The following is a 3,965-nucleotide window of genomic DNA, read 5'->3' on the forward strand; positions in this document are numbered from 1 at the left end:
CCATATAACAATAAGAAATAGTTCGTGAAACAAAACTGTAGGGGTTTGGTCTCCCAACCCAAACCTATATGTTTGACCAATAATTGAATTTGTAGGGGCGGGTTGATTTTATCTAATGGTTAAACTCATTAATTTAATGTGGAAACCGCCCCTACTACTGCCACATTTTACTGCCTATTTATTTTGGGGCGGGTTGATTTTATCTAATGGTTAAACTTATTAATTTAATGTGGAACCCGCCTCTACAAATTTGCACTATTTAAGATGTGTCAGTCTATTGCAAGTTTTGGTTTATCAATAAAATAAATTATTGATAAAGCATAATTTCCTTCACTCCAAACGTTAAGTAACTAGAACAAATAAATTAGGAGTGAAGTAAAAATGGCCATACAATCTTTTGAAGACTTGGTTATAAATAATAGTGCGAAAACTGGCGGGAACATTGCTAAATTAAATGATAGAGAGGCAATGCTTAAGTTTAGTATGGATTCTGGAATAGAGCAAATACTTTATATCACTAAATATGATTCTATTCTGAAATTTTCTGTTCCTAGTGCTGCTGTATTTGATTCTTTAGAGGAGATTCCACATATTATTTCTAGTGTTTTATTAACAAAAAATGCTGAATACAAACTGGGGGAATGGTGTGTGGAAAAAATTCAGGGTAAGATGGTTTATTCTATCATGCACAATGTAGATATGAACTTTGTTGATTCAGGTTATTTTGTGAATTTAGTCAGTTGTCTAGTTTCAGAATGTGATAAATTTGATGGTTTTTTAGTAGAGGCAGAAGTAGGGTGTACAAATCTAAATAGATTAACTGGTTAACTGTGAATAAAACAATTAGTATTTGCCCATTCTAATAGAACATCTAGACTAAAACTGTGGGTAAGTTTGAGCAACCCGGAAGACCTCTCCCCCGACCCCTCTCCTACTCCGAGAAGAGAGATATATATTCCCCCTTCCCTTGCAGGGAAGGAGGTTAGGAGGTTAGGTTTTTTTACCCACAATTTTAGCCTAGACGCGCTACTACTAACTCTTAGTTTGACCAATCAATAAACTCGTAGGGACATTGTATGGAAAATCCCTACAATATGAGCTACGAAATTATAGATTTTTCCAGCATTTTTTTGCATCGAATCCCAGAAGTAATTACTAAAGGCACACAAGAGAATTTATGTGGCCTAATTTTTGCTTTTTTGTCCTAAAATTTTAGTAATGATATGATAAAAGCACCATTAAAAAGTCAACAGCAACAGGCAATGAATCTAAAACCGGAAGACTTGAGCCAGTTATTCAAGGACATCCTTAAGGATGAAGCTGATATTCGTAATAGAGCCAGAAATAAGTTGTCAACATGGCTTTTGCAACATCCGAAAATTGGTCTAATAGTTAAGAAGAGTTTTTCTCAGACTAATTTTGATGACTCAAATGAATTTTATGATAATTCCCTACAGGAAACATTCTTAAAGTTTGACAAAATTCTTACAAATTTTTGTAGGAGAAATCAAATTACTCTCGATCAACTAGATAATATTTCTGATGATAAGCTTGATAATCTTTTCATTTGTTACTTTAATCGTGCCCACTACAATACAGCTTGTAATTTATATCGTCAATGGCAAAGCAAAAGTCAAGTTGATGGGCAGATTGTTGTCAGTTTAGACCAACCTAGAAATGATGTTGATGGTCAAGAATATTCAACGGTGGGTGAGAAGATAAAAGACCATAAAAACTTAAACGATTTAGATAATTTTGACCTAGGGGATCTTTCTCAGGAAACTATAGATAATTTACCTATTTTTGGTGGTTCTATAGATAAGTTGCGCAACTGTACTAAAAAAGTTGACTGCTGGGAATTTTTACTGCTGAAATGTCGAGGTTATACAGAAACAGAAATTGCTAATAAAATAGGTGTTAATCAATCTACTGTTAATCGAAATTGGAAGAATAAATGCCTCAAATGTATAGAGCAAATTATTGCAGAAAATAATTCAATTTATTCCAGAAAATAATATTGAATAAGTGAGTCAGAACTCAGGCTTAATATTCCACTCTGTAGTTCCATGAAACGTCCCTATATATACCTTTTTTGAATGAATTGTCAATCTATAATTATTAACTTCAACTATGAATAACATCACCGAATCATTGATTTTTAGAGTTCCGTTATCTCCAGAAAGTTATGCTATGGCTGAACAATTTGCCAAACAACAACTTTCTCAACAACGGGCAAAAGAAGTTTATCTAAATACTCTGGCAGTATATATCGGGCGAGATTTTATCAATGGCTTAGATTTTGATACAAACTTAGAAAATGCTGACTGTTTTAATCCTGTTTGGCGGATGGCTGAGGATGTGGCAGATGTAATTATTCCCGATTTGGGAGTAATAGAATTTCGTCGGGTTTTACCAGGAGAAATAAGTTTTTTAATTCCTGAATTTGTCAGAGAAAATCGACTGGTTTATGTGGCTGTTGGTTTTGATGAATCTTTGGATTTTGGCGATATTTTAGGATTTATTTGTTTGAGCGATTTAACTGAATCTGATGGTTATGTTTCTCTGGAAATGTTACAACCTGCTGAAAATTTATTGGATTATTTAATGCAGTTAGAAGCGGGTAGGGATTTTTTGCTTAGTGATGACCCCTTAGCTGTGGAATTTCGTAATGTTGTGGAGGTCGAAACCCAGGAAAAATCTTTGGGTTTAATGGCAGCAGCATTCGAGGCAATTTATCGTCAATCTCCTGATGATGGGGGAAACTGGCGTGGTAAAGGGGGAAAGGTATTGGCGGGTGATTTGCCCGCCGTCGGTAAAGTTATGGAAGAAGGAATGGCTATTTCTACCAGAGATGAGGTAGGGGAACCTGTGGCAGAAATTAAGTCGGTGTCGCGCACTACTCAAAAGTTGGCTAAAAAACTTTTGGGTAAATTGGCAGAGATTTGGGAGTAATTTTAGATGTTGTAGGGGCGAATGGCCATTCGCCCCTACCGGGGTGTTGATACTTTGAGCATCTCACTTACACGCCGGAGGAATGCTCATGGGAGAATTAACGCGAGCAAGGGAAGAATTATGGACGGGAGCAAGATGCTCCCAGTGCTAATAATTGATCGTCTAATCCAGCAAGCTAATTTTCGAGTAAGCGATCGCCTCTATATAGAGATTTTAATTGCAGCAAGAGAGAATCAAATTATTCAGATCAAACAAAAATAACATGAACGAACAACGCCTAACAGCATACACAGAACTAATTCACGAACTCCTAGAATGTCACCAAGGCGAAGTGCCAAATATTCTCCAAAATCATGAACACCTCATAGATGAAGGATTAATCGCTGTAATGCAGCAATATGCTCAACACCTGGCAGAAGCAGGCAACGAAAATAACGCCCGACAGCTAATGAATATGGCTCAACAACTAGCACAATGGTTAAATCAATCGCCAAAATCTGTCTCCGTAGAATCTTACATCACTCTACTGCAACAACTACTACAAGCAGAATTAGAAATTTACAACGGTAAAGCAAACAAAAGCATCGTCTACCACATCCTAAACAATAACCGACACCTCCTTGATGAAAACCTCGCCCACATCCTGCCAAAATACGCATCCGACCTCATCACTAACAACCCTCCCGAAACTACCGATACTACTGTTGCATTAATCGTAAACCTGAGTTTTCATATTTTGGATTTTCCAAGGGGAGACAGAAAAGCACAAATAGAAATAGCGATCGCCGGATATCTATTCACCCTCAGCCACCTTCAGGAAAACACCAAAAATTGGGCAAGGATTCAAAATAATCTTGGTACTGCCTACAAAAACAGAATCAAAGGTAACACAGCCGATAACATAGAACCTGCTATTGCCTGCTACCAAGCTGCTTTGAGAGTGAGAACTGAATCTGCCTATCCCCTAGATTGGGCAATGACTCAATACAACCTAGGATTAGCCTACTATAACA

The 3,965-nt window shown here is 36.8% G+C and carries 4 protein-coding genes and 1 pseudogene; all 5 read left to right on the top strand.

Annotated elements, in window-relative coordinates; all coding sequences use genetic code 11:
• Positions 1–381: 381 nt before the first annotated feature.
• Positions 382–828 carry a hypothetical protein gene (locus AFK68_RS07015; protein WP_094672139.1) on the top strand — a complete coding sequence of 149 codons (447 nt, stop codon included), beginning with the start codon at positions 382–384 and terminating at the stop codon, positions 826–828.
• A gap of 395 nt (positions 829–1,223) precedes the next feature.
• Positions 1,224–2,015: a hypothetical protein gene (locus AFK68_RS07020; RefSeq protein ID WP_094672140.1), complete on the top strand. Its 792-nt coding sequence runs from the start codon at positions 1,224–1,226 to the stop codon at positions 2,013–2,015.
• 115 nt (positions 2,016–2,130) lie between these two features.
• Complete coding sequence (locus AFK68_RS07025; RefSeq protein WP_094672141.1) at positions 2,131–2,952, top strand: DUF1822 family protein; 822 nt, start codon at positions 2,131–2,133, stop codon at positions 2,950–2,952.
• Between the two features lie 21 nt (positions 2,953–2,973).
• A complete protein-coding gene (locus tag AFK68_RS34650) occupies positions 2,974–3,213 on the top strand; it encodes a hypothetical protein (protein ID WP_143437649.1) in 240 nt (79 codons plus the stop codon).
• Position 3,214: 1 nt separating this feature from the next.
• Positions 3,215–3,965: pseudogene (locus tag AFK68_RS07030) on the top strand (hypothetical protein); the annotation flags it as partial.

This window comes from Hydrocoleum sp. CS-953, assembly GCF_002260545.1.
Lineage (GTDB): Bacteria > Cyanobacteriota > Cyanobacteriia > Cyanobacteriales > Microcoleaceae > Trichodesmium.

Bases quoted from the DNA above. Each gene is read 5' to 3' on its own strand.
- AFK68_RS34650 (WP_143437649.1), top strand. From the start codon at position 2,974: ATGGCCATTCGCCCCTACCGGGGTGTTGATACTTTGAGCATCTCACTT.
- AFK68_RS07015 (WP_094672139.1), top strand. From the start codon at position 382: ATGGCCATACAATCTTTTGAAGACTTGGTTATAAATAATAGTGCGAAA.
- AFK68_RS07020 (WP_094672140.1), top strand. From the start codon at position 1,224: ATGATAAAAGCACCATTAAAAAGTCAACAGCAACAGGCAATGAATCTA.
- AFK68_RS07025 (WP_094672141.1), top strand. From the start codon at position 2,131: ATGAATAACATCACCGAATCATTGATTTTTAGAGTTCCGTTATCTCCA.